The organism is Micromonospora sp. NPDC000442 (assembly GCF_042898635.1).
Taxonomy (GTDB): domain Bacteria; phylum Actinomycetota; class Actinomycetes; order Mycobacteriales; family Micromonosporaceae; genus Micromonospora.
Map to the genome: position 1 here is coordinate 38,913 of NZ_JBIAYZ010000002.1, position 24,241 is coordinate 63,153.

The window sequence follows — 24,241 nt, forward strand, 5'->3', positions numbered from 1 at the left end:
TGCCAGGGCCCGCTCGACCGGTCGGCACGATCACAGGATCGCGCATCCGGGACCGGGACGTGCCCGGAACCGGTGACCGGACCCGGACGCCACAGGCGGCGACGCGGGTGGGAGCAGGCGCTCCGCTTTCACGGCCGCCCGCCGGAGCGGACAGCCTGGTCGACTCGACAACACTACACCCTCGGTAACGGGCACCTCAAACCGACCCGCCCGGCGGGCCGGATCAGCGAGCCGCGCGCTCGGTGACGGCAGTCAGGTGCGCCTGGTGCAGGCGGCGCAGCGCTCGGACGCCGTCGACGGCGAGTTGCTTGTCGGCTGCCTGGAGGGCGACCACCGGGAGCAGGTCGTCGTCGTACAACTCCAGGGCCGCCCACGGCGCACCCCGGTCGAACCGGATCCCCCGGACGACCTCCCAGGGCAGTTCGTACGAGCCGATGATGTTGCGGACCCGGACACCCCGCGTGTCCGCCTCGACCCGAGGTCGGGTGAACAGCAGCGTGCCCAGGGCGAACACGAACCCGAGCCCGATCATGGCGAACTGGTCACCGCGCTGGAAGGTTCCGTAGCCGTTACCGGTCGGGCCGGTCAGCGTGGTGGCGATCAGCGCGAAGACCACGACCAGCAGGATGGCCGACACCCAGCAGACCAGCCGGATCCGTCGCGGCCGCAGCCGGATCGACTCGGTGCCGGTCGCCCGCTCGCGCTCGCCCGGGCCGGCACTGGGCTGCGTCGCGTCCCGCCGCTCGCTCATGGCACAAGTCTGCCATCCGGTTCCGGCGGGCCGTCCGCCGCCACACTGATGTCAACCTCGGGTGAGCCCGACCCAGCGGCCGGACCCGACGCCGCGGTGGGCGGCGGACCGGTCACGGGCGGCCCGCCGGTGGCCGAGGCGGGGCCGCCGGTGGCGCGTGGGGAGCGCCCGGCGACCAGCACCGCGAGCAGGGTGAGCAGCGCGCCGGCCAGTACCGGCAACCGGGCGCCCGGCCCCTGCGGCAGCAGCACGTCCAACAGCAGGGCACCGGCGAGTTGGCCGCCGACCAGGGCCAGACCGGTACGCAGCACTCCCGCCGCGCGTACCCCCACGACCAGGCTGGCCACGATGCCGACCCCGAGCAGCCCACCGGTGTAGAGGTGCCAGCCGTCCGGCCAGCGGATCGACGGACCGGTGAACGCGCCGGCCAACGCCGCGACGAGCAGCACCACAGGCGTACTGACGACGAAGTTGACGGCGACCCCGGCGGCGGCCGACCCGGCCGCGGAGATCCGGCCGTTGAGCGCGGCCTGCAACGCCACGGCGACGCCGCCGGCAACCGCGAGCAGCAGCAGGCCGACGGCCAGGTCACCGACGGGTTGGCCGGTCTGCGCCAGGGCCACCGCGGCCACCCCGAGCAACGCCCCGGCGAGCCGGGGCACGGTGAGCGGCAGCCGGCCCACCGGGGCCAGGCCGGCCCGGTCCGAGGCCAGCCCGCCGAGGCTGCCACCGGCGACCTGGGCGATGGTGAACACCGCGACCCCGAGCACCGGAACGGCGTACGCGGCGAATACCACGATGGCCGCCCCACCCAGCCCACCCAGGTACGTCCACCAGGGCAGGCGGGACCGTCGCAGGGCGGCCAGCCCGGTCCGCATCGACGGCAGAGCCAGCAGCCCGACCAGGACCAGCAGGCAGCCACCGAGGTTGTTGACGACCGCGCCCAGGGAGGCGTTGCCGACCCGCTGCCCCAGTTCCGCGTTCACCGCGCCCTGGGCCGCCGAGGCGGTTCCGCCGAGGGCGACAAGCGTGAGTGCGACGGCTACCGGCGGCCGGCTCACAGCCGACAGGCGTGGATGTTGGTGACCAGGATCGCCCGGGCGCCCAGTTCGTAGAGTTCGTCCATGATCCGGTGCACGTCGTCGCGGAGCACCATGGCCTGCACCGCCACCCAGCCCTCCCGGTGCAACGGGGAGACCGTCGGCGACTCGATGCCCGGGGTGAGCGAGCTGGCCCGATCCAGCAGCCCGGCCGGCACGTCGTAGGCGAGCATCACGTAGCGGCGGGCCACCAGCACCCCGTGCAGCCGGCGCAACAGCTGCTCGGCCTGCGGGTGGGAAGCCGCGCCGGTGCGACGGACCAGCACCGCCGAGGACTGCAGCAGGGGCTCACCGAAGACCACCAGACCGGCCTGGCGAAGCGTCGCCCCGGTCTCCACCACGTCGGCGACCACGTCGGCGACACCCAGCCGGATGGCGTTCTCCACCGCACCGTCGAGGCGGATCACGTCGGCCTTGACGCCCAGCTCGGTGAGGTGCCGCTCGACCAGGCCGGGGTACGCGGTGGCGATCCGGTGCCCGCCCAGTTCCCGTACGTCGTCGACGTCGTCCGGCCGGGCGGCGAACCGGAAGGTGGCCCGGCCGAAGTTCAGGTCGACGACCTCCTCGGCCGGCGCGCCGGAGTCGATCAGCAGATCCCGGCCGGTGATGCCGACATCCAGGTCACCGGAGCCGACGTAGGTGGCGATGTCCTTCGGCCGCAGGTAGAAGAATTCGATGTCGTTGGCCTGGTCGCGGCAGACCAGGTCCTTGGTGTCGGTGCGCTGGCGGTAACCCGCCTCGCGCAGCATCTGGGCGGCCGAATCGGCCAGGGCGCCCTTGTTGGGTACGGCGACACGCAGCATGACGGAGTGCTCCTTCGATCGGTTCCGGGTCGACGGTGGGGCACTCACAGATGTCGGTAGACGTCCTTCAGGTCGAGACCGCTGGCGAGCATCAGCACCTGCACCTGGTAGAGCAGCTGGGAGATCTCCTCGGCGGTGCGCTCCGGCCCCTCGTGCTCGGCGGCCATCCACGACTCGGCCGCCTCCTCGACGACCTTCTTGCCGATGAAGTGCACGCCCTTCTCCAGTGCGGCGACCGTGCCCGAGCCGGGGGTGCCGGCCGCTGCCTTGGCCTGCAACTCCGCGAACAACTCCTCGAACGTCTTCACGAAGACGGATTCTCGCAGTCGCCCTCGGTCCACCCGAGCACCGGGTCGGTGCTGACCGGTGGACGGGACCGGCATTCCCTACCGGCACAGTGGGACAGTCCTTCGATCCCCGCCTATGTTGGTCGTACGCTGTCCGCCATGGTCACCACCCCGCGTACCCTCGCGTTCGCCACCGCAGCGGCCGTTCTGCTGGCAGTCAGCGCCTGCACGTCCCAGGCCCAGCCCGCGCCCATGCCGACCGTGTCGATGGGATGCACCAAGGACAGCCTGCCCACCGAGACTGCGGGCAAGCTCACCATCGCCACCGACGAGCCGGCCCGCCCGCCGTGGTTCGTCGACGGCAAACCGGCCAACGGTCAGGGCTTCGAGTCCGCCGTGGCGTACGCGGTGGCGGAGCAGCTCGGCTACGCCCGCGACGACGTCACCTGGACAAGGGTGGGGTCCGACTCCGCCATCGCGCCGGGGCCGAAGGACTTCGACTTCGGCATCGACCAGTTCTCGATCAGTGAGGAGCGCAAGCAGGCGGTCGACTTCTCCGCGCCGTACCACCTCGTCCGGCAGACGGTGATCGCACTGAAGTCCTCCAAGATCGCCGGCAAGACCGCGCTGGCCGAGCTGCGTGACGCCCGGCTCGGCGCCCAGGCCGGCACGACCGGACACCAGGCCATCACCGACCTGGTGCGACCGAAGGCCGAACCGCGGACCTACAAATCCCACGACGAGGCCACGAAGGCCCTGCGGAACGGGCGGATCGACGGCCTGGTGGTGGATCTGCCCACCGCGTTCCTGCTCACCGAGGCGGAGACCGACGACGCGGTCATCGTCGGGCAGCTACCCCAGGTGGGCAGCCCGCAGGCGTTCGGCCTGCTGCTGGAGAAGGACTCACCGCTCACCGGCTGCGTCAGCGCGGCGGTCGGGCAGCTCGCCAGCGAGGGCGTACTCACCCAGCTGGAGCACCAGTGGCTCACCCAGGCCGCGGGAGCACCCGAACTCACATGAGCACCGCCCCGCCCGCCGCCCCGCCCGCCCGGTTGATCATGAAGTTGTTGTCCCGGGTAAACGCTCTCCGGGACAACAACTTCATGATCGCCGAAAGGGTGGGGTGGGGGTGGGTCAGCCGGTGAAGCCGACAGGGTAGTTGCCGGCGGTGGCGGCCTGGCGGATGGCGAGGGCGGCGTCCAGGGCGGCCACCGTCGACGACCAGCCCTTGTCCTCGGCGGAGTCGGGCAGGCCGGCGCGGTCGCGGGCCTGCTCGAGGGTGTCCACGGTGAGTACGCCGTGCGCGACCGGCTTGCCCTCGTCCAGGGCGACCCGGGTCAGCCCGTCGGTCACCGAGCGGCAGACGTAGTCGAAGTGGGCGGTGGCACCGCGTACCACCACGCCGAGGGCGACCACCACGTCGCAGCGCCGCGCCAGGGCCTGCGCCACCACGGGCAGCTCCACCGAGCCGGCCACCCGGGCCACCACCGCCCGCGCACCGCACGCCTGCGCGGCGGCCACCGCCCGGTCGAGCATGTGGTCGGTCAGGTCACCGTGCCAGCGCGCGGCGACCACACCGACGGTCATCCCGGCCGCGTCGACCGGAGCCGAACCCGGCTCCCCGAAACCCGCCATCTCTCCTACGCTCCGATCTCTCTGCCGGGCACCGTACGCCCCATCGGCGCCTCGGCCACCTCGTCAAGCTGTTCGAGCAGGTGACCCATCCGGTCCCGCTTGGTCCGCAGGTAACGTACGTTCTCCGGGTGCGGGCGCACCGGCAGCCCCTCGCGGCCGGTGATGGTCAGGCCGTAGCCCTCCAGCCCCGCCCGCTTGGCCGGGTTGTTGGTCAACAGCCGCATCGACCGCACCCCGAGGTCGTAGAGGATCTGCGCGCCGGTGCCGTAGTCGCGTGCGTCGGCCGGCAGGCCGAGGTCGAGGTTCGCGTCCACCGTGTCGCGGCCCTGGTCCTGCAACTGGTACGCCTGGAGCTTGTGCAGCAGCCCGATGCCGCGCCCCTCGTGACCGCGCACGTAGAGGACCACGCCCCGCCCCTCGCGGGCCACCCGGTCCAGGGCGGCGTTGAGCTGCGGCCCGCAGTCGCAGCGCACCGACGAGAAGACGTCGCCGGTCAGGCACTCCGAGTGCACCCGCACCAGCACGTCACGGCCGTCGCCGATGTCGCCCATCACCAGCGCGACGTGCTCGGCCGAGTCGTACTCGCTGCGGTAGCCCAACGCCCGGAACACCCCGTGCTCGGTGGGCATCCGGGCGTCGGCGACCAGCTCGACCTGCTTCTCGGTGCGCCGCCGGTACGCGATCAGATCCGCGATGGTGACCAGGGTCAGCGAGTGCTCGGCGCAGAACTTCTCCAGGTCCGGCAGCCGCATCATGGTGCCGTCGTCGTTTACCAGCTCGCAGAGCACCCCGGCCGGACGCAGACCGGCCAGCCGGGTCAGGTCCACGGCCGCCTCGGTGTGCCCGGGACGTCGCAGCACCCCACCCGCGCGGGCCCGCAGCGGCACCACGTGCCCCGGGCGGGCCAGGTCCGTCGGGCCGGTGGCCGGGTCGGCGAGCAGCCGGATGGTGTGCGCCCGGTCGGCCGCCGAGATGCCGGTGGTCACCCCTTCCCGGGCGTCGACGGTCACCGTGTACGCGGTCTGCCGCCGGTCCTGGTTGGTGTGGTGCATGGGCGGCAGGTCGAGCCGATCGCACTCGCTCTCGGTGAGCGGTGCGCAGATGAAGCCCGAGGTGTGCCGCACCGTGAAGGCCAGCAGTTCCGGGGTGGCCAGCTCGGCCGCGAAGATCAGGTCGCCCTCGTTCTCCCGGTCGGCGTCGTCGACCACCACGACCGGACGGCCGGCGGCGATCTCGACCAGGGCCTGCTCGATGTCGGCGAAGGTCATGCCGGCACCTCCGCCCCGTCGACCGGACGGCCACCCAGCAGCCGCTCGACGTACTTGGCCAGCACATCCATCTCCAGGTTGACCCGGTCACCAACCGACCTGGTGCCGAGCGTGGTCGCCGACAGGGTGGTGGGGATCAGACCGACGGCGAACCAGTCGTCGCCCACCTCGGCCACGGTCAGCGAGACGCCGTCGACGGTGATCGAGCCCTTCTCCACCACGTACCGGGACAGCGCGGCAGGCAACCGGAACCGGACCGTCTCCCACCGCGACGCCGGCTCGCGGGCGAGCACCTCACCCACGCCGTCGACGTGCCCCTGCACCAGGTGACCGCCGAGACGGCTGCCCAGCGCGGCGGCGCGTTCCAGGTTGACCCGGTCGCCGGCGCCCAGTGCGCCCAGCGCCGAGCGGCGCAGCGTCTCGCCCATCACGTCGGCGGTGAACACCCCGCCGTCGACGTCGACCACGGTCAGGCAGACCCCGTTGACCGCGATCGAGTCGCCGTGTCGTGCGTCGGAGGTGACCAGTGGGCCACGGACCGCTACCAGGGTCGAGTCCTCCGCCGTCGGGGTCACCCCGACGACCTCGCCCAGTTCCTCGACGATGCCGGTGAACATGCCTAGCCCTCCCTCTTTCGGGGCAGCGCGGTGATCCGCAGGTCGGGACCGACCTGCGTAACGTCGGTGAGTTCCAGATCGATGGCCTCGGCGATGGTGGTCACACCCGCGTCGACAAGTGCGGCGGGCCCGGCCCCGAGCAGCCGGGGCGCCAGGTAGCCGACCACCCGGTCGACCAGGCCGGCGGCGAGGAACGCCCCGGCGAGCCGGGGGCCACCCTCCAGCAGCACGGCCCGTACCCCACGGGTGTGCAGGGCGGCGAGCAGCGCCGGCAGGTCGACGCCGCCGTCCGGGCCGATGCCCACCTCGGCGGCGGTGGCCACCCAGGTGCGGGCGGCGCCGTCGCGGACCCGGGCGTCGTCCGGGGTACGCCCGGCCGAGTCGACCACCACGCGCAGCGGCTGCCGGATGGCCAGGCTGCCGTCGCGCAGGTTGCGCACGGTGAGGCGGGGATCGTCGGCGAGAACGGTGCCGACGCCCACGACCACCGCGTCGACGGTGGCGCGCAGCGCGTGCACGTCCATCCGGGCCGCCTCGGACGTGATCCACATGCTGGTGCCGTCGGCCGCCGCGGAGCGGCCGTCCAGGGTCGCCGCGTACTTCCAGATCACGTACGGCCAGCCCCGGCGCATGGCGGTCAACCAGGCCACGTTGCCGCTCTCCGCCTCGGCCCCGCGTACCCCCAGGTCGACGCGGACCCCGGCGTCGCGCAACGTGGCCGCGCCGCCGGTGGCGACCGGGTTGGGGTCCGGTACCGCGATGACGACCCGGGCCACCCCCGCCTGGACCAGCGCGGTGCTACAGGGGCTGGTGCGACCGACGTGGTCGCAGGGTTCCAGGGTGACCACCGCCGTGCCGCCCTTGGCCCGCTGGCCGGCCTGGGCCAGCGCGACGATCTCGGCGTGCGGTCCCCCGGCGTACGCGTGGAAGCCCTCGCCGACCACCTCGCCGTCGGCGTCGAGCAGCACGCAGCCGACGACCGGATTGGGACTGGTGGTGCCGAGCCCGCGCGCCGCGAGTTCGATCGCGCGACGCATCGCCTCGTCCACGGAGACGCTCGCCATCGCCTGCCGTTGCCCTCTCGCTCGTACGCGCGGGCAGGGAGGTCGGCCGGGTGGCCACGGGCAGGCAGCGGAACCCGGGTACGGCACAGCCGCCCCGGACGGGACGCGCGCGCGCCGGAGCCCGGCGAGCCACACGGCCCCCTTCCGTCCCGCGCGCTGTCTCCCATCCGGACTGTCTGGGCGCGGACGAACCGCCCCCAACCGTCGGCCCCGGATTCTCACCAGGTCCACCGGGCGGACGAACCGCTCCCGGGTCGCGGGCTTACCACGGTCGGACCGTGGATCACCGCCGGTTCGGAATTACACCGAGTCCCGCCAGCGCGTGGTGGGTACTGAGCAAAGTCTTACACGCCCGGCGGGGCGCCGGGCCACCCGGGCGAGCTACTTCACATGACGATGACCGGGGTCCGCGACGCCGCGACGGCGATCCACCGCCACGTACGAGCCGGGTTGGCTCTTCGCCACGGTCTTCATCTCGGAGGCGACCGTCATCGCCTCCAGCGGGTTGGTGATGCGTTTGTCGGCGTCGGAGATCGCGACCCCGATGGAGAGGGTGACCAGCGCCGCCCGGCGGATGTTGCCCCGTCGGTCCTTCAACTCCACGTAGCCGCGTTCCCGGTCGGTGGGATCGTAGAGGGCGTCTGCGGCCTTCTCGAAGTCCGACGACACCCGCAGGGTGAGCGGCCGTACCTGCTCGGGTGTGCACACGAAGACGAAGTCGTCACCGCCGACGTGGCCGAGGAAGGCCGGCGGCAGGGCCACCGCGACGACCGCCCGGTGCAGGCTGCGGGCCAGCGCGGAGATGAAGCCGTCGCCCCGGACAAACCCGTACCGGTCGTTGACGCTCTTGAACCGGTCGATGTCGATGTAGCCGACGGCATAGTCCGCGCCGCCGCGGACCCGGTCGGCGATCTCCCGGCGGATCCGGCTGTTGCCCGGCAGCCCGGTCAGCGGGGAGACCTCCCGGAACTCCTTGTTGCGCCGCAGCGTGGAGCTGACCCGGGCGACCAGCTCGGCGTTGTCGAAGGGCTTGACCAGGTAGTCGTCGGCACCGGCGTTGAGCCCGTGGACCTTGTCCTGGGTCATCCCCTTGGCCGTCAGCATGATCACCGGCAGGGCCGCGGTCATCGGGTCGGCGCGCAGTCGCCGGGTCAGTTCCAGGCCGTCCACCCGCGGCATCATCAGGTCGACCACGGCCAGGTCGGGCCGCTGGCGTTCGATCAGCTCCAACGCCTCCTGGCCGTCCGCGGCGAGGATCACGTCGAAGCCCTGGAGGCGCAGGTTGAACTCGACGAAGCGGGCGATGTCCTCGTCGTCGTCGACGACGAGGATCACGTCCTTGCGATCGTCGTCGGGGGTGTCCACGTCAGGCCCCGGCCGCCGCACGCTCGGCCAGCCCGCGCAGCCGGCGTACCGCCTCGGCCGGGTCGTCAGCGCCGTAGACGGCGGTGCCGGCCACGAAGGCGTCGGCGCCCGCCGCGGCCGCCTGCTCGATGGTGTCGGCGGCGATCCCACCGTCGACCTCGATGCGTAGCTCCAGGTGACCGGCGTCGACGTGGCGACGCGCGGTGCGGACCTTGTCCAGCAGTTGCGGGAGGAACCGCTGCCCGCCGAACCCGGCCTTGATGGTCATGACCAGCAGCGTGTCGAAGCTCGGCAGCAGGTCGAGGTACGGCTCGATCGGGGTGTCCCGGTCGATCGCCAGCCCCGCCTTGGCACCGGCCGCCCGCAGGTCCCGGGCCAACGCCACCGGGTCGTCGCAGGCCTCGGCGTGGAAGGTGACGTTGTACGCCCCCGCATCGGCGTAGCCGGGCGCCCAACGCTGCGGGTCGGTGATCATCAAATGTACGTCGAAGGGCAGCTTGGTGGCGGCCCGCAGGCTCTGCACCACGGGCAGCCCGATGGTCAGGTTCGGTACGAAGTGGTTGTCCATGACGTCGACGTGCAACCAGTCCGCGGCGTCCTCGACGGCACGGACCTCCTCGGCGAGGCGGGAGAAATCGGCGGCGAGGATGCTGGGCGCGATGATCGGCGGCGGTACGGTCACAGGGCCAGTGTACGAACGCGGCCAGCAGCCACGGCAGCGTGCCAGCAACCGGGACACCCCGTGACCCGGAGGTGACCAATGGTGCAGAATGACCCCCTTCGAACCGATGAAACGGAATGAAGCTCAGCTTCCACTGGCCAGACGACCGATTCGCGGCAACACTCCATCGGGGACGGTGACGGTATCGTGCAGGCCGGTGGGCGCGGGAGCCGGCAGCCGGGCGGCAGCTCCCGGAAAGGGCGGACGATGCGACGGTGGCTCGCGGCACTGGCGCTGGCCAGTGTGGCTGCGATGGTGCTCAGCGGCTGCGTGCGGCCGGGCGGAACCGACGGCGATCTCACCGACGACTGGCAGACACTGCGGGCACCGACCATGTTCGTGCCGGCCACCGACGCCTGCCTACCCCGGATCACCGCGGTCGTCCAGGCGAGCACCTACGAGACGGTGGACTGCGCCCGCAACCATCTCGCCGAGACGGTCCACGTCGGCACGTTCACCGACGCCGCCGCCGAGGGCGAACGCCCGGAACCAGGGTCGGCGGCGCTCCGTACCGCCCGTGCGGAGTGCGACCAGCGGGCCCGCCTGGTGCTCGGTGGTGACTGGCACACCGCCCGGTTGACCCTCAACATCTCGCTGCCGTCGGTGCCCGCCTGGAACGGCGGCGCCCGCTGGTTCCGCTGCGACCTGAGCGAGACCGACAGCATCGACAACACCCGGCCGGTCAACCGCACCGGCAGCCTGCGCGGCGCACTGATCGGCGACTCACCGCTGGTGCACCGCTGCTTCGACCCGAAGCTCATCGGCGACAGCCTGAACTACATGGCCCCGGTGCTGTGCACCGAGCCGCACGGCGCCGAGTTCGTCGGCGTCTACGTCGAGCAGGACATGAGCTGGGAGCAGTTCGTCGGTTCGGCCGGCCAGGCACACAAGCGGTGCATGGAGCTGATCGCCGCCTTCGCGGACGTGCCCAACAACGCCGACCTGCCCTACCGCGCCGGTTCCATCTTCTACCCGCCGTCGCAGCGGGAGTGGGAGGAGGGCGACCGGGGGGTGCGGTGCATCCTGTGGAGCGACGACCGCAAGCTCACCGGCTCGATGCGCGGCGTCGGCCCGCAGGGACTGCCCGTCACCTGAACACGGTGCGCAAACGCCCCCGACACCGGCTGAGTCCGGTGCCGTATGCTGCCGCTTCGACGGGCGGGAGCGGGAGGGCGACGGGGATGCGGCGATGGTTGACCGGAGTCGCACTGGGCGCCGTGGTGGCGCTGGCGGCGACCGGCTGCACCAGACCGGCCGGCACCGATGGTGACCTGGTCGACGACTGGGCGTCGATGGCCGCACCGGCGATCTTCACGCCCGGCTCCGGCACCTGCCACGGGCAGCCGCAGGAGGTCGGCTACCTCAGCGCGTACGCGCCTGTGGACTGCGCGCAGCCGCACCGGGCCGAGACCCTGCACGTCGGTGCCCTCACCGAGGCGACCGGGGCCCGACCGCCGGCGGTCGGCAGCAAGGGGATGCGCGCCGCGTTCGGCGAGTGCGACCGCGAGGCCCGCAGGACGTTGGGCGGCGACTGGCGGGCCGCCCGGATCGGGCTCACCGTCGTCCTACCCTCACCGCAGGCGTGGACCGGCGGCGCCCGGTGGTTCCGCTGCGACGTCCACGAGCTGCGCGCGCTCGACACCCCGGTACCGGTGCGCCGCACGGACAGCCTGGCCGGCGCGTTGGACGGGTCGTCCCCGCTGCGGCACGGCTGCTTCAACGCCCGCACCGAGGGCGACGAGGTGACCGAGATGGTCGCCGTCAAGTGCACCGCAAAACACCGGGCGGAGTTCGTGGGCCTGTGGCAGGCACCGAAGAGCAGCTGGTCGGAGTTCCTGGAGAACCCCACACGGAGCCACCGTGGTTGTCGCAGCGCCGTCGCCCGCTACGCCAAGGTGCCGGACGACGGCAACCTCCAGTACCGGGTCGGCACCATCTTCTACCACCCGTCGGAAGGCGAGTGGCGCAGCGGCAACCGGTCGGTGCAGTGCTTCCTCTGGATCAGCGATCGCACCCTCACCCGGTCGATGAAGGGCGCCGGCACGGGTTTGCTACCGATCAACTGAGCCCCAGCCCCAGCAATGGCCGCGGAGCCATCACTGCCGCCGTGGCCGCCGCGACGGCCACGGCGAAGCGCCCGTGCCCGTGAGGGGACGGGCGCCTGCGCGCCGAGCGGGTCAGGACCGGCCGGCGGTCCGGGCGACGAACGCCTGCCAGGCCGCCGGGGCGAAGACCAACACCGGACCGGTCCGGTCCTTCGAGTCGCGGACACCGACGACGCCGGGAAGGTTGTCGGCGACCTCGACACAGTTCCCACCGTTCGAGCTGCTCCGGGTGCTTGTGCGCCACACGGCGCCGGTCAGGTCAGCCATGATCGTGCCTCAAGGAAGTCGATGGTCTGGCGGCGCGGCAGCGCCACCGAGCGCAGCGTATCCCAAATGGACCAGAGCGCGACGGTGTCGTTGGTCAGCCGGCCGGCGGCCTGGTCGTCCAGGTAAGCGACGTCGCCGTCCTCCGTCGTGGCGATGACGAACGGCCCCGCCTGCCCGGGGTGCAGGCCGGCGTCGAGCGGCAGGACGTGCAGTAGGATGTTGGGCCGCTGCGCCAGCCGCACCAGGTGATCCAGCTGCGGGTGCATGATGTCCGGGGCTCCGCGACGAAGCGCGAACTCGTCGATGACCGCGACGAAGAGCGGCGGCTTGCGCCGTTCCAGGACCGACGACTGCCGGCGCATCCGGGTCTCGACGTAACCGGCCACCTCGTCCGGGGCGAGCAGCCCGCTGCTGAGCACTGCCGAGGCGTACTCGGGGGTCTGCAACAGGCCCGGGATGACGGCCACCTCAAAGGACCGCAGCGCGGTGGCCTGGAGTTCCGTCTCCACCCAGGGCCGGAGCCAGGACGGCTCGCGGCGCTTCAAAACGTCCGGCCAGATGTCCTCGATGTCACGCCCTAGTGCCACAGCCGCCGCCGCGCGGTGTCGGGGATGCGGCACCCGCCCCGGGGCAACCCACCGCGCGACAGTCTTGGGATCCACGCCGACCTGTTCGGCGAGACTCTCGGCGGTCTCTCCCGCGTCCACCATGGCTGCCCTCAGCGCCTGATTCATGCCGCCTCCCACATGACGTCCTTGACGTCTAAAGAACCTATGCCTACGCCCTGTAGTCGTCCACATTCACCACGCGATGGTTTCCATGGGCGGCGCGTGCGGGCCTTGGGACGGCAATCCCGCTCGCCGGGTCGCCGGGGGTCGCCCCTGGGCGAGCAAACCGGGGCGACCCCCTCCAACCGCGACGGAGGGACGGAGGAGGCACCCATGTCCGTGCACGAGACGGCGCGTGGCCGGTGACCGGGCGGGAGGGCGGAACACCCCGGGTCCGCCCCGGCGTGTACCTGCTGACCCGGGAAGCATCCCCGCAGTTCCACGAACCGATCCTGGTCCGGGTGATCCGGCACCTGGAACGCACGACGTACGACGGGTGGGCCTGGGTCGACACCTACCAGCTCGATCGGCACGGGGACGCCACGCAGCGGCGAGCGCTGTTCCTGCGACCGGCGGGGATGCGTCCGGTCAACGTCCCGCCCGTCCCGTACGCCCAGCGTCGCTCCCGGCCCCGCTCCGGCGTCGCGAGCGTGACCGGATGAACGGCCGGATCGAGGCGCACGTCCCGTCCCGCCCGACGTGGCGGTGCCAGGCGTGCGGGGCCGCCTGGCCCTGTTCTCCGGCGAAGCTGAACCTGCTCGCTGTGTACCGGGAGGACAAGCCGGCGCTCATGGTGCACCTGGTGGAGTTGCGCAAAGAGGCCGCCGAGCAGCTTGCCGGGCTAGCGCCCGGCGGACCCCTCCCGGATCTGCACCGACGGTTCACGGACTGGGTTCCCGTCCGGTCCGCCGAATAGCCACCCGCCCCGGTCGCTGCGGCTCTTCCCCCGACCGCCGCGCCCGGGGCGGGTCCGGGTGACGACGGGTTCGGGAGTCAGGTGCGGCGGAGCAGGGCGAGGAACATGGCGTCGGTGCCGTGCCGGTGCGGCCACAACTGCACCGTCGGTCCGTCGCCCAGCCCCGGCATCCCGGCCGGCAACACCGTACGGGCGTCGACGAAGTCCACCGGCACGCCGCTACGGCGGGCAGCCTCGGTCACCGTCACGTGCGTCTCCACCGTGTGCGGCGAACAGGTCACGTAGGCCACCACCCCGCCCGGGCGGACCGCCCGCAGCCCGGCGGCGAGCAACTCGCGCTGCAACCGGGTCAGGGCCGACAGGTCGGACGGCTGACGCCGCCAACGCGACTCCGGGCGACGACGCAGCGAACCGAGCCCGGTGCACGGCGCGTCGACAAGCACCCGGTCGAAGTGTTCCTCCGGCAGTTTCGACTCGGTACCCACCAGCCGACCGTCGGTGTGCAGCACGGTCACCGGCAGCCCCTGAGTGGCACCCGCGACCAGCCGGGCCCGATGCTCGGCCACCTCCACGGCGGTCAGCCGCGCGTCCCGCTGCGCGGCGAGGGCCCCGAGCAGGCCCGACTTGCCGCCCGGCCCGGCACACAGGTCGAGCCACCGACCGTCCGGGCCGTCGACCGGTGCCATCGCGAGCGCGTTCGCCACCAACTGGGAGCCCTCGTCCTGGACGTGGGCCCGACCGTCGGCCACCGCCGCCAACTCGCCCGGTGCGCCACCGGCCAGGTAGACCGCGTACGGCGAGAAGGCACCGGGCGCCCCGCCCACCTCGTCGGCGAGGTCGACCGGGTCGATCAGGCCGGGCCGGGCACACAGGTGCACCGGAGGGCGCTCATTGTCCTCGATCAGCAGGCGGGTGGTCTCGCCGAAGTCACCACCGAGCGCCTCGTTGAAGGCCCGCACGATCCACTGTGGATGACTGTAGGCCAGCGCGAGATGGCCGACCGGGTCGCTGTCGATCGGCGGCGCGAGTCGGGACACCCACTCGTCGACATCGCGGGCGGCGACCTCGCGCAGCACCGCGTTGGCGAAGCCGGTGGCACCCTGGCCGACCATCCGGACCAGGTCGACGGTGGAGGAGACCGCCGCGTGCGCCGGGACCCGGGTGTGCAGCAACTGGTACGCGCCGATGCGCAGCGCATCGCGGACCGGCGGGTCGATCCGCTGCACGTCCCGCCCGGCCGCAGCGGTCAGGATCGCGTCGAGGGTGCCGAGGTGGCGCAGGGTGCCGTAGGTGAGTTCGGTGGCGAAGGCAGCGTCCCGGCCGAACAGTCCGGCATCGGTCAGGATCGCCGGCAGCACCAGATTGGCGTACGCGTCATCGCGGTGCACCGCCGCGACCGCCTCGTACGCCGCGTAACGGGGCCGGTCGACCATCGGTCGTCCGGGACGGGACCCGCGACGTTCCGCGCCGCCCCGGGCAGCGGTCTCCCTCACGCGAACTCCTCCCCGGCGCCGACCCGGACGCCGCGCGCCCAGTCGGTCGCCGGCATGGCCCGCTTGCCGGCCGCGCGTACCTCGCCGAGACGGACCGGCACGGTCGCCGTGCCGGCCAGCACCCGCGCCTTTTCCACAAACAGCTCACCGGGCTTGAGGTCGGGCGCGTCCGGTGCCGGGGTGACCGGCCCGAGCTTCACCCGCTCGTCCCGGAAGGTCGTCCACGGGCCAGGAGCCGGGGTGCAGGCACGGATGCGCCGGTCCACCGCGAAAGCGGGGTCGCTCCAGCGCACCCGGGCGTCTTCGACAGTCAACTTCGGGGCCAGCGAGACGCCGTCGGCGGGCTGCGGCTCGGCCCGGGCGGTGCCGTCCTCCACCGCGTCCAACACCGCCACCAGCAACCCGGCGCCGGTGTGCGCCAACCGCTCCAGCAGGTCGCCGGAAGTGTCCGCGGGCCGGATCTCGTCGGTGAGGGTGCCGTAGACCGGGCCGGTGTCCAGCCCCTCCTCCAGTTGGAAGACGCTGGCCCCGGTCAGCTCGTCGCCGTGCAGCACGGCGTGCTGCACGGGTGCGGCACCCCGCCACGCCGGCAGCAACGAGAAGTGCAGGTTCACCCAGCCGTGCCGGGGAATCTCCAGCGCGACCGGCGGCACCAGCGCGCCGTAGGCGACCACCGGCACGCAGTCCGGAGCCAACTCGCGCAGCCGGTCCAGGAACTCCGGCTCACGCGGACGCGCCGGAGTCAGCACCTCGATCCCCCGCTCGTCGGCCCAGGCGCCGACCGGGGAGCGGACCAGGCCCCGGCCGCGTCCGGCGGGCGCGTCCGGGCGGGTGACCACGGCGATCAGCTCGTGCCGGGAGGCGGCCACGGCGGCCAGGGCCGGAACGGCGACGGCCGGCGTACCGGCGAAGATCACACGCACCCGGTCACCGCCCCAGACCGAAGGGGCTGCCGGCGACGTGCGGGCTGACCTTGACGGTGGGCGGGGCGGCGGCGTCGTACCACTCGGCCTGGCGGATCGCCTTCATCGCCTCCTTGCGGCCGGCCGGGTCCAGCCGGTCGAGGAAGAGCACCCCGTCGAGGTGGTCGGTCTCGTGCTGCACGCAGCGTGACATCAACCCGGTGCCGACGATCTGCATCGGGTCGCCGTACCCGTTGAAGCCCTTGGCGATGACGTTCTGCCGGCGTTTGGTGTCGAAGTAGAGCCCGGGGATGGACAGGCACCCCTCCGGGCCGTCCTGTTCCTCCTCGTCGGGAAACTCCAGCACCGGGTTAACCAGGTGGCCGAGCACGTCGTCGACGTCGAAGGTGAACACCCGCAGGCCCACGCCCAGTTGGGGCGCAGCGAGACCGGCACCGCCCTGCTCACGCATGGTGTCGGTCAGGTCCTCGACGAGCTTGCGCAGCTCGACGTCGAAGTCGACCACCGGATCGGCCGGCGTGCGCAGCACCGGATCCCCGAACAGACGGATGGGCTGGACGGTCACGCGGGTTGGCTCCTTCACGGCGGGACGGGAGTGCCGTACCAGTCTACGGACTGCCGGTGGCCGTGCCGGCCGGCGCACCACCATCCCCGGCCGGTAGCGGTTCACCCCCGGTGACCGGCAGGTGGTCGTACCCGCGCAGGGTCAGCCGGATCCGACGCCGGGGCTGCCCGGCCGGCGCCAGCCCGGGCAGCCGGCGCAGCAGCGCCGGGAAGGCGACCTGCGCCTCCAACCGGGCCAGCCCCGCTCCCAGGCAGTAGTGCGGCCCGGCACCGAAGGAGAGCGGGTTCAGTTGCGCCCGCCACGGGTCGAACCGCTCCGGCCGCGGGTACCGCCGAGGGTCGCGGTTGGCCGCGCCGAGCAGCAGCAGGATCCAACTGCCGGCCGGCACCTCGACCCCGTCGAGCCGAACCGTTTCGCCGCTGGTGCGGGTGGTCAGCTGCACCGGTGAGTCGAAGCGGAGCAGTTCGTCCACGTACGCCGGGGCGTGCTGCGGGTGCTGACGCAGCACGTCAGCGGCTCGAGGGTGGGCCAGCAGCACCGCCAGCCCGTTGCCGAGCAGGTTCGTGGTGGTCTCGAAGCCCGCGACGAGCAGGATCACCAGGTTCGCCAGCAGTTCCTCGCCGGAGAGCCGGTCACCGGCGTCGTGCGCCTGCACCAGGGCGGTGGTCAGGTCGTCGGCCGGCCGTCGGCGACGGGCGGCCACCAGCTCGGCGAAGTAGTCCCGCAGCTCGGCGGCACCGGCATCGGCCACGGCCAGCTCAGCCGCAGTGATCTCGGGCTCCAGGACGCCGGTCAGGTCGGCTGCCCAACGCCGGAACAGCGGGCGGTCGGCCACGGGCACGCCGAGCAGTTCGCAGATCACCGCGACCGGTAGCGGATAGGCGAACTCGGCCATGAAGTCCACCGGAGCACCGCCCCGGCCGGCCGTCGCCATCGCGTCGATCAGCTCGTCGGTCTGCGCCGCGACCACCTCACGCATGGTGCCGATCCGGCGTGGGGTGAAGGCTCCGGCGGCCAGCCGGCGCATCCGGCTGTGGTCGGGCGGATTGGTCCGCAGCATCGACCGGGCGATCGACGACACGGCAGGGCTCTCCCGCCAGGTGGGCAGGAAGTTGTCGCGCAGATGGTCGTCGAGCACCCGGATCCGGGCGTCCCGGAGCAGTTCGTCGGCCTCGGCGTGGCCGGTGACCGCGTACAGGCCCGGACCGGCCGCCACGATCGGCCCGTGGGCACGCAACCGCTCGTACGCCGGATACGGGTCGACCCGCCCCTCGGGCGACATCAGCGATGCGAGCGCCTCGGCAGGTTCCATCCGGCCTCCTCGGTCGTCCCGGAGGCTCCATCATGCCCGGGCCGTGCCATCGCGGCCGACACCCGACGGCCCAGCCAGCGGCCAGGCGCGGATCAAACTGACGGCCCGACGGGCTCAGCCGGCACCCGGCGCCGCTCAGTCAGCGGCCCGACGGGTTCAGCCTGCGGGGCAGGCTCAGCCGGCGGGGCTCTCGCCGGCCAGCACCGCGTCGCCGGCGAGCAGGGCGTGCTCAGGCAGCGGCAGGTGGATGTCGTGGGCCGCCTCCCAGTCGTGGATGAGGCTGGGGCGGGCCTGCGCGGCGAAGTAGTCCATCGCGCTCACCCCGCCGACCACCGGCTCCTCGACCTCGGCGACCAGCCGGCCCGGCACCAGCCGGAAACCGTTGCGCAGTGCGGCGCTGAGTCGGCGGTGCCCGTTGACCACGAAGAAGTACTCGCCGGTGTAACCGATCTCCAGTGGCTCCAGACCGGTCTCACCGGCGGCGGCGACCTCGCCGGCGAAGGTCGAGTCCCACATTCCGCGTAGTCCGGCGATGTCCTCGGTCGGGTAGACCCGACCGGGGTCGAGCAGCAGCAGCGGCGGGGTGCCGCGCAGCACCTCCGGCGCGAGTCGTCCCTCGTACGCGTCGACGATTCGCTCGATCACCTCGTCGGCGGGTGCCCGGGTGGTGTCGCAGATCAGGTCGTAGTTACGCAGCCTGGCCTTGTCCACGCCGTAGCGGATCAGGAACCGGCCGCGCTCGCTCTCGCTGCGCTCCCTGAGCTTGGCCTTCGCCTCGTCAAGTGAGGTGTAGCTCTCGGCCGGCCCGGAGGGGCGCAGCAGGACGCGGCGGGCGGCCTCCCCCGGCTCGGTGATCATGTGCACCTTGAGGGCGTCGGTGAAGAAGTGCCAGGCCAGCCGGGAGTCCATGACCAGGCTCTCACCGGAGGCGGCGATGTCGCGCTGAAGCTGGTCGACGTAGCCGTCGACGGCCTGGTCCAGCTCGGCGTGCAGGTTCAGCTGGAGCGCGGTCATCTGCCGCTCCTGCGCCATCTGCCGGTAGAGGTCACCGACGCTGACCCGGCGCAGGCCGAGCCGCTTGGCGATCTCGACGGAGACCGTGCTCTTGCCGCTGCCCAGGTCACCGTTGAAGACGATCGACTGACGAACGGTCACGACTTGTCCACCCCTGATCACCGGCCGGTTGAGATCATCGATTTCCCGCGCCGGGCCGACGCGGTTCCGCCGTCGTCGCGCCGCCCTCGGACACCTCCAGCTCGACCTGGAGTCGCCGTACGCACCGGCATGACGGGCGATGCTACCACCTCGCGCGGGCCTGACTCCGGGACGCGACCCTGAGCTGGCAAGTAGATACACACAGTCATGATCAGGTAACATATCGCACCGATTGGGACACCGGCCCGGCACCCAGCGTCACCGCTGCGGTCAGCACAGCCCGTGCGGGTCAGAACAGCGCGAGCGGATCGACCTGGAGGCGTACCGGCTCGGTCGCCTTGCGAGCGCTGCGCACCCCGGCCGCCTCGTGCAGCGCACCGGCCATGGCGGCGGCACGAGCCCTCGGCACCCGCACCAGCATCCGCTCCCGCTCGCCGTCGGCCGGCACCGGACCGAGCAGCTCGGCCCCGTCGGGCAGGCGCGCCTGCGCCAACAGGTCGGCGACCGCCGCCGGCAGGCCCGTCACGCTGGCCATCCGCATCGCCGGCGGAAAGCCCAGCTCCCGCCGCTCGGCCAGTTCCCGGGCCGCGAACCAGCCGGCGTCCCAGCGCAGCAACGCCTGCACCGGTGCGAGCGCGCCATCGGCGACCACCACCACCCGACCCCCGTCGGAGGCCGGCCGGGCCAGTGCCGCGGCGGCCGTCCAGCGACGCAACGCCTCCTCCCCGGCCCGCAGGTCGGCGCGGGTCAGCATCGCCCAGGTGTCCAGCAGCAGCACCGCACCGAAGCCGCCGGCCGCCACCGGCTCGGCACCCGGGGTCGCGATCACCAGGCCAGCACCGCCGGGGACGTCGGCCAGCACCTCCTCCCGACCGGAGGTGCGCACCGGCACCCCCGGGAAGGCCCGACCCAGCTCCTCGGCGGTCCGCCGGGCACCCGTGACCGAGGCCCGCAGTCGCCGCCCGCCGCACTGGGGACAGGCGTACGCGGCGGCGATCCGGGCGCACCAGCGGCAGGCCGGCGACCCGCCGGCCGACGGCAACGCGAGCGGGCCGGCGCAGTGCGGACAGCGGGCCGGGGTACGGCAGTCGGCGCAGGCCACCGAAGGCAGGTAGCCGCGCCGAGGCACCTGGACCAGGACCGGAGCGTCCGCGCGCAGCGCCTCCCGGGCGGCGGTCCAGGCCAGGCTGGGCAGCCGGGCGGTCGCCGCACCGGGGTCGCGGGCCAGCTGCGGGTCGTCGCCGGTCGGCACGATCGCGGGGGTACGCGCCCGCAGCACCGCCCGGTCGGCGATCACCTCGCGGGCCCAGCCGGTCTCCACCAGCAACTGCGCCTCGGCGGTACGGGCGAAGCCGCCGACCAGCACGCCCGCCTCCGCCAACTGGGCCCGGGTGAGCAGCACCTCACGGGCGTGCGGGTAGGGGGCTCGCGGCTCGGCGTGCAGATCGTCACCGTCGTCCCAGATGGCCACCAGTCCCAGCCGGTCGACCGGGGCGAACATGGCCGCCCGGGTGCCGATCACCACCGGGACGTCGCCGCGGCGGGCGGTCAGGAACGCGCGGTAGCGCCGCGCCGGACCGAGGGCGGCCGACAGGCAGACGTGCCGGCCCGCACCGAGCCTCGCGGTCAGTGCGGCGTCGAGCCGATCCAGGTCACGTCCGTCGGCCACCACCACCAGCGCGCCCCGGCCAGCGGCCACCGTGGCGGCGACGGCGGTGGCGTAGCGGGCCGCCCAGTCCTCCCCCGGCAGCGCCGACCACACGGCCCGGGGAGAGCGCCCGTCGGCCAGCGCCCGCAGCAGCGCCAGCCCGGCCGGGTAGTCGCGCCATCCTTCCGGCTCCGGCACCGGCGGAGCAGCCACGGCCGCCGCTGGATCGGCCCGAGCCCCCGATGTCACCGGGTCAGCCAGTGCTGGGCCGGCCGGCGCCGGGTCGGGTGGCGCTGGGCCGGCCGGCGCCGGGTCGGGTGGCGCTGGGCCGGCCGGCACCGGGTCGGCCGGTGCCGGGTCGGCCGGTGCCGGGTCGGCCGGTGCCGGGTCGGCCGGTGCCGGGTAAGCCAGTGCCGGGTCGGCTGGCGGGGCCTGGGCGATCGCTTCCTTCTCCACCCGGGCGTGCCGTGGTGGAACCGCCAGCCGCAGCACGTCGGCGAGGCTGCCGGCGTACCGGTCGGCGACGACCCGGGCCAGCCGAGCCACCTCCGGGGCGAGCACCGGCACCGGGGAGACCACTTTGTCGAGGTACGCGAGCCGGGGGTGGTCGGATCGTTCGGCCCGCTCCAGTAGCCAACCGTCGACCAGTTGGCCGGCGAAGCGCACCTTCACCCGTACGCCCGGCACGGCCTCGGCGGAGAGGGCCTGCGGAACCAGGTAGTCGAAGGGACGGTCCAGGTGGGCCAGCGGCACATCCACGCAGACACGAGCGACCGGCGACCCGTCAGCGGGCCGCCGGTCGTCACGCCGGGTGGTTGTCAGGCTCCCGCGGCCGACTTGAGGTCGGCGGCGCGGTCGGTGGACTCCCAGGTCAGGTCGGGCAGCTCGCGGCCGAAGTGGCCGTAGGCGGCGGTCTGGGCGTAGATCGGCCGCAGCAGGTGCAGATCCCGGATGATGGCAGCCGGACGCAGGTCGAAGATTTCAGTGACCGCCTTCTCGATCGAGGCCACCGGCACCGTCTCGGTGCCGAACGTCTCGATGAACAGGCTCACCGGGTGCGCCTTGCCGATCGCGTACGCCACCTGTACCTCGCACCGCTCGGCGAGGCCGGCGGCGACCACGTTCTTGGCCACCCAGCGCATCGCGTACGCGGCCGACCGGTCGACCTTCGACGGGTCCTTGCCGGAGAAGGCCCCACCACCGTGGCGGGCGTAGCCGCCGTAGGTGTCCACGATGATCTTCCGGCCGGTCAGGCCCGCATCGCCCATCGGGCCACCGATCTCGAACCGGCCGGTCGGATTGACCAGCAGCCGGTAGCCCTCGGTGTCCAGACCCAGGCTCTCCAGCTCCGGGGCGATGACGTGGTCACGCACGTCCGGGGTGAGCAGCGACTCCAGCGAGATGTCCGCGGCGTGCTGGCTGGACACCACCACCGTGTTCAGGCGTACCGGACGCAGTCCGTCGTACTCGATGGTGACCTGGGTCTTGCCGTCGGGGCGCAGGTAGGGCACCGTGCCGTCCTTGCGTACCGCGGAGAGCCGGCGGGCCAGCCGGTGCGCCAACGCGATCGGCAGCGGCATCAGCTCGGGCGTCTCCGAGCAGGCGAAGCCGAACATCATGCCCTGGTCACCGGCGCCCTGCGCGTCCAACGCGCTCTCCGACGTCCCGGTACGCAGCTCGAACGCGTTGTCCACGCCCTGCGCGATGTCCGGCGACTGGGAGCCGATCGAGACACTGACCCCGCATGACGCCCCGTCGAACCCCTTCTTCGACGAGTCGTAACCGATGCCCAGGATCGTCTCGCGCACGATCGTCGGGATGTCGGCGTACGCCTTGGTCGTCACCTCACCGGCGACGTGCACCTGACCGGTGGTGATCAGGGTTTCCACGGCCACTCGGCTGTGTGGATCCTGCGTCAACAGGGCATCGAGGATGCCGTCACTGATCTGGTCGGCGATCTTGTCCGGGTGGCCTTCCGTGACCGATTCGGACGTGAAAAGGCGGCGTGTCACGGCACTCCTAAGTTCTTGGACGTCGTTCCGCGGCAGTGTAGTCACTAACCGTCGACAGCATCGTCCACGGGCGTCTTGCGTCCAACCTTCAGGAGGAGTTATCCGGCCAATCGGGCGACCACCAGGTCCCACACTCCGTCGGCGAGATCCTCCTTGGACCGCTCGGGTATCCGGGTGACCGAGCCGTCCACGCTGATGACCGTGGCCGCGTTGGTCTCGGCCCCGAAGACCTTGTCCGGCCCGACCTCGTTGATGACGATGAGGTCGGCCCGCTTACGGGCCAGCTTGGCCCGTCCGTTGGCCTCGGCGTCGCCGGTCTCGGCGGCGAACACCACCAGCACCTGCTCCGGACGACGACGCTTACCCAGCTCGGCGGCGATGTCCGGGTTGGTCACGAGTTCGATGATGGGTGCCGTGCCGTCGTCCGACTTCTTGATTTTGCCAGGCGCGTACGTCGCGGGTCGGAAATCGGCCGGAGCCGCCGCCATCACCACCGCGTCGGCGTCCACCGCCGCCTTCAGCGTGGCTTCGCGCAGCTCCCCGGTGGTGCCCACCCGGATCAGGTCGGCACCGGCCGGATCGGGCAGTGAGACGTTGGCCGCGATCAGCGTGACCCGGGCGCCCCGGGCGAGGGCGGCACGGGCGAACGCGTAGCCCTGCTTGCCGGAGGACCGGTTGCCCAGGAAGCGCACCGGGTCGAGCGGTTCCCGGGTGCCACCGGCGGTGACCACCACCCGACGGCCGGTCAGGTCGGCCGGCGCGTCGACTCCGCGGGCCAGGATGCGGCGGGCCACGCCGAAGATCTCGGTCGGCTCCGGCAGCCGGCCCTTGCCGGTGTCGACCCCGGTGAGTCGCCCCACCGCCGGCTCGATGACCCGGACGCCCCGGTCCCGCAGCGTCGCGACGTTGGCGACGGTGGCCGGGTGCTCCCACATCTCGGTGTGCATGGCCGGCGCCAACAGCACCGGGCAGCGAGCGGTGAGCAGGGTGTTGCTGAGTAGGTCGTCGGCGAGGCCGTGGGCGGCACGGGCCAGCAGGTCGGCGGTGGTGGGCGCGACCACCACCAGGTCGGCCTGCTGGCCGAGCCGTACGTGCGGCACCTCGTGCACGTCGGACCAGACGTCCTCGGCGACCGGCTGCCCGGAGAGCGCCGCCCAGGTCGGTGCGCCGACGAAACGCAGCGCGGCGGCGGTTGGCACCACCCGCACCTGGTGGCCCGACTCGGTGAACAGGCGCAGCAACTCGCACGCCTTGTAGGCGGCGATCCCGCCGCCGACGCCGAGGATGATCCGGGCGCTCATCGACTCGCGGGGGGTTACGGCTGGTCGGTCGGCTCAGCGGTGAGCAGGCCCGCGTTGATCTCGCGCATCGCGATGGAGAGTGGCTTCTCCTGGGGAGTGGTCTCGACCAGCGGGCCGACGTACTCCAGCAGGCCCTCACCGAGCTGGCTGTAGTAGGCGTTGACCTGGCGGGCGCGCTTGGCCGCGAAGATGACCAGCGCGTACTTCGACGTCGTCTTCTCCAGGAGCTCGTCGATCGGCGGGTTGGTGATGCCTTCGGGGTTGGCGATGGATCCCACGGATAAACCTCTGCGTCTTTCGCACGGACCGCGCCTGAGCGCGGCGC

The 24,241-nt window shown here is 72.6% G+C and carries 27 protein-coding genes; 6 read left to right on the top strand and 21 right to left on the bottom strand.

From position 1 onward, the window contains the following. Positions 1–223: 223 nt before the first annotated feature. Genes ACFY2A_RS02860 through ACFY2A_RS02875 form a run of 4 tightly spaced genes read right to left on the bottom strand, consistent with a single transcriptional unit; the run spans position 224 to position 2,962 of the window. Positions 224–751 (bottom strand): PH domain-containing protein, encoded by a 528-nt coding sequence (locus ACFY2A_RS02860; protein ID WP_363918658.1) that lies wholly within the window; start codon positions 749–751, stop codon positions 224–226. Further along, complete coding sequence (locus tag ACFY2A_RS02865) at positions 748–1,812, bottom strand: DMT family transporter (protein WP_387167632.1); 1,065 nt, start codon at positions 1,810–1,812, stop codon at positions 748–750. Before ACFY2A_RS02865 ends, ACFY2A_RS02860 begins: the two co-directional genes overlap by 4 nt. After that, a complete protein-coding gene (gene hisG / locus ACFY2A_RS02870; RefSeq protein WP_363918662.1) occupies positions 1,809–2,654 on the bottom strand; it encodes an ATP phosphoribosyltransferase in 846 nt (281 codons plus the stop codon). Before hisG ends, ACFY2A_RS02865 begins: the two co-directional genes overlap by 4 nt. A gap of 44 nt (positions 2,655–2,698) precedes the next feature. After that, entirely contained in the window at positions 2,699–2,962 is a 264-nt protein-coding gene (locus ACFY2A_RS02875; protein WP_088947482.1) for a phosphoribosyl-ATP diphosphatase, read from the bottom strand. A gap of 138 nt (positions 2,963–3,100) precedes the next feature. Between ACFY2A_RS02875 and ACFY2A_RS02880 the strand changes: the two genes are divergently transcribed. Next, positions 3,101–3,961, top strand: a complete 861-nt coding sequence (locus ACFY2A_RS02880; protein WP_387167635.1) for a transporter substrate-binding domain-containing protein — start codon at positions 3,101–3,103, stop codon at positions 3,959–3,961. After that, positions 3,958–4,086 carry a hypothetical protein gene (locus ACFY2A_RS02885; protein ID WP_387167638.1) on the top strand — a complete coding sequence of 43 codons (129 nt, stop codon included), beginning with the start codon at positions 3,958–3,960 and terminating at the stop codon, positions 4,084–4,086. Before ACFY2A_RS02880 ends, ACFY2A_RS02885 begins: the two co-directional genes overlap by 4 nt. Here the strand turns inward: ACFY2A_RS02885 and ribH are convergent. The 6 genes from ribH to rpe form a co-directional block, all read right to left on the bottom strand. Continuing rightward, entirely contained in the window at positions 4,076–4,576 is a 501-nt protein-coding gene (gene ribH / locus ACFY2A_RS02890) for a 6,7-dimethyl-8-ribityllumazine synthase (protein ID WP_387167641.1), read from the bottom strand. The two genes, ACFY2A_RS02885 and ribH, sit on opposite strands and share 11 nt — an antisense overlap. A 5-nt stretch (positions 4,577–4,581) precedes the next feature. Next, positions 4,582–5,844, bottom strand: a complete 1,263-nt coding sequence (locus ACFY2A_RS02895; RefSeq protein WP_363918668.1) for a bifunctional 3,4-dihydroxy-2-butanone-4-phosphate synthase/GTP cyclohydrolase II — start codon at positions 5,842–5,844, stop codon at positions 4,582–4,584. Beyond that, positions 5,841–6,461 (bottom strand): riboflavin synthase, encoded by a 621-nt coding sequence (locus ACFY2A_RS02900; protein WP_387167644.1) that lies wholly within the window; start codon positions 6,459–6,461, stop codon positions 5,841–5,843. The genes ACFY2A_RS02895 and ACFY2A_RS02900 overlap by 4 nt, the downstream gene beginning before the upstream one ends. Before the next feature lie 2 nt (positions 6,462–6,463). After that, positions 6,464–7,525, bottom strand: a complete 1,062-nt coding sequence (gene ribD / locus ACFY2A_RS02905; RefSeq protein WP_387167646.1) for a bifunctional diaminohydroxyphosphoribosylaminopyrimidine deaminase/5-amino-6-(5-phosphoribosylamino)uracil reductase RibD — start codon at positions 7,523–7,525, stop codon at positions 6,464–6,466. Positions 7,526–7,906: 381 nt separating this feature from the next. Continuing rightward, positions 7,907–8,911 (bottom strand): response regulator, encoded by a 1,005-nt coding sequence (locus ACFY2A_RS02910; RefSeq protein WP_363918674.1) that lies wholly within the window; start codon positions 8,909–8,911, stop codon positions 7,907–7,909. Beyond that, positions 8,892–9,572: a ribulose-phosphate 3-epimerase gene (gene rpe / locus ACFY2A_RS02915; protein WP_363918676.1), complete on the bottom strand. Its 681-nt coding sequence runs from the start codon at positions 9,570–9,572 to the stop codon at positions 8,892–8,894. Before rpe ends, ACFY2A_RS02910 begins: the two co-directional genes overlap by 20 nt. A gap of 246 nt (positions 9,573–9,818) precedes the next feature. On the opposite strand from rpe, the gene ACFY2A_RS02920 reads away from it, so the two are divergent. Next, a complete protein-coding gene (locus ACFY2A_RS02920; RefSeq protein WP_363918678.1) occupies positions 9,819–10,706 on the top strand; it encodes a septum formation family protein in 888 nt (295 codons plus the stop codon). 86 nt (positions 10,707–10,792) lie between these two features. Next, complete coding sequence (locus ACFY2A_RS02925; RefSeq protein WP_387167650.1) at positions 10,793–11,677, top strand: septum formation family protein; 885 nt, start codon at positions 10,793–10,795, stop codon at positions 11,675–11,677. A 111-nt stretch (positions 11,678–11,788) separates the two neighbouring features. Here ACFY2A_RS02925 and ACFY2A_RS02930 read toward each other — a convergent pair whose 3' ends face one another. Continuing rightward, positions 11,789–11,983, bottom strand: a complete 195-nt coding sequence (locus ACFY2A_RS02930) for a DUF397 domain-containing protein (RefSeq protein WP_387167653.1) — start codon at positions 11,981–11,983, stop codon at positions 11,789–11,791. Continuing rightward, the gene (locus ACFY2A_RS02935) at positions 11,971–12,717 is read right to left on the bottom strand and encodes a Scr1 family TA system antitoxin-like transcriptional regulator (protein WP_387167656.1); all 747 of its coding nucleotides are present in this window, start codon (positions 12,715–12,717) and stop codon (positions 11,971–11,973) included. Before ACFY2A_RS02935 ends, ACFY2A_RS02930 begins: the two co-directional genes overlap by 13 nt. Positions 12,718–12,953: 236 nt before the next feature. On the opposite strand from ACFY2A_RS02935, the gene ACFY2A_RS02940 reads away from it, so the two are divergent. Together ACFY2A_RS02940 and ACFY2A_RS02945 are read left to right on the top strand one after the other, a co-directional pair. Next, positions 12,954–13,253, top strand: a complete 300-nt coding sequence (locus tag ACFY2A_RS02940; protein ID WP_387167659.1) for a hypothetical protein — start codon at positions 12,954–12,956, stop codon at positions 13,251–13,253. Beyond that, on the top strand, positions 13,250–13,507 hold the full coding sequence (locus ACFY2A_RS02945) for a flavin reductase (protein WP_387167662.1): 258 nt from the start codon (positions 13,250–13,252) through the stop codon (positions 13,505–13,507). Before ACFY2A_RS02940 ends, ACFY2A_RS02945 begins: the two co-directional genes overlap by 4 nt. A gap of 77 nt (positions 13,508–13,584) precedes the next feature. On the opposite strand, the gene ACFY2A_RS02950 is transcribed toward ACFY2A_RS02945, so the two are convergent. From ACFY2A_RS02950 to rpoZ, 9 genes are all read right to left on the bottom strand, one after another. Then, the gene (locus tag ACFY2A_RS02950) at positions 13,585–15,042 is read right to left on the bottom strand and encodes an RsmB/NOP family class I SAM-dependent RNA methyltransferase (RefSeq protein ID WP_387168515.1); all 1,458 of its coding nucleotides are present in this window, start codon (positions 15,040–15,042) and stop codon (positions 13,585–13,587) included. Further along, positions 14,997–15,923 carry a methionyl-tRNA formyltransferase gene (gene fmt / locus ACFY2A_RS02955; protein ID WP_387167665.1) on the bottom strand — a complete coding sequence of 309 codons (927 nt, stop codon included), beginning with the start codon at positions 15,921–15,923 and terminating at the stop codon, positions 14,997–14,999. The genes ACFY2A_RS02950 and fmt overlap by 46 nt, the downstream gene beginning before the upstream one ends. Before the next feature lie 4 nt (positions 15,924–15,927). Next, a complete protein-coding gene (gene def, locus ACFY2A_RS02960; RefSeq protein WP_363918702.1) occupies positions 15,928–16,488 on the bottom strand; it encodes a peptide deformylase in 561 nt (186 codons plus the stop codon). Positions 16,489–16,531: 43 nt separating this feature from the next. Next, the gene (locus ACFY2A_RS02965) at positions 16,532–17,800 is read right to left on the bottom strand and encodes a cytochrome P450 (RefSeq protein ID WP_387167668.1); all 1,269 of its coding nucleotides are present in this window, start codon (positions 17,798–17,800) and stop codon (positions 16,532–16,534) included. Between the two features lie 174 nt (positions 17,801–17,974). Then, positions 17,975–18,955 (bottom strand): AAA family ATPase, encoded by a 981-nt coding sequence (locus tag ACFY2A_RS02970; RefSeq protein ID WP_387167671.1) that lies wholly within the window; start codon positions 18,953–18,955, stop codon positions 17,975–17,977. Positions 18,956–19,244: 289 nt separating this feature from the next. Next, positions 19,245–21,362: a primosomal protein N' gene (locus ACFY2A_RS02975; protein ID WP_387167673.1), complete on the bottom strand. Its 2,118-nt coding sequence runs from the start codon at positions 21,360–21,362 to the stop codon at positions 19,245–19,247. A gap of 59 nt (positions 21,363–21,421) precedes the next feature. Further along, positions 21,422–22,615 (bottom strand): methionine adenosyltransferase, encoded by a 1,194-nt coding sequence (gene metK, locus ACFY2A_RS02980; RefSeq protein ID WP_363918710.1) that lies wholly within the window; start codon positions 22,613–22,615, stop codon positions 21,422–21,424. Between the two features lie 98 nt (positions 22,616–22,713). Then, entirely contained in the window at positions 22,714–23,916 is a 1,203-nt protein-coding gene (gene coaBC, locus ACFY2A_RS02985) for a bifunctional phosphopantothenoylcysteine decarboxylase/phosphopantothenate--cysteine ligase CoaBC (RefSeq protein WP_363918712.1), read from the bottom strand. A gap of 14 nt (positions 23,917–23,930) precedes the next feature. After that, positions 23,931–24,194 (bottom strand): DNA-directed RNA polymerase subunit omega, encoded by a 264-nt coding sequence (gene rpoZ, locus ACFY2A_RS02990; protein WP_007075826.1) that lies wholly within the window; start codon positions 24,192–24,194, stop codon positions 23,931–23,933. Positions 24,195–24,241 lie beyond the last annotated feature (47 nt).